Origin of the sequence: Pseudoalteromonas sp. GW168-MNA-CIBAN-0100 (genome assembly GCF_040309225.1) — a bacterium.
Taxonomy (GTDB): Bacteria; Pseudomonadota; Gammaproteobacteria; order Enterobacterales; family Alteromonadaceae; genus Pseudoalteromonas; species Pseudoalteromonas arctica.
Window position 1 is genome coordinate 1 of record NZ_JBEOOL010000575.1, and the last position, 271, is coordinate 271.

The window sequence follows — 271 nt, forward strand, 5'->3', positions numbered from 1 at the left end:
CATAATAGCTTAATAAGTACGAGATTAAATTTACGTAACTCAATACTCCTCAATAGTTCTTCTCCTGAGCCTCTTACAATGAGGGACTTGCCAGAAGATACAGCTAAATTTTTTATGAAAGCACCTGATAATAATGTTTTAGAATTCATACTATCAGCGAAAGTCATATTAGTAGAGGGCGATGCTGAATACATTCTTTTGGACTCATTTTATTCATTGGTAACAGACTCTTCATTAGAAGCTGACGACATTCATGTTATCTCAGTTGGTG

Annotated in this window: 1 protein-coding gene; it reads left to right on the forward strand. The window is 34.7% G+C overall.

Features of this window, described 5'->3' with window-relative positions; translation table 11 throughout:
• Positions 1-87: 87 nt before the first annotated feature.
• The coding region (locus tag AAEY62_RS22495) for a TOPRIM nucleotidyl transferase/hydrolase domain-containing protein (protein ID WP_350636635.1) at positions 88-271 on the forward strand (184 nt) is incomplete at its 3' end.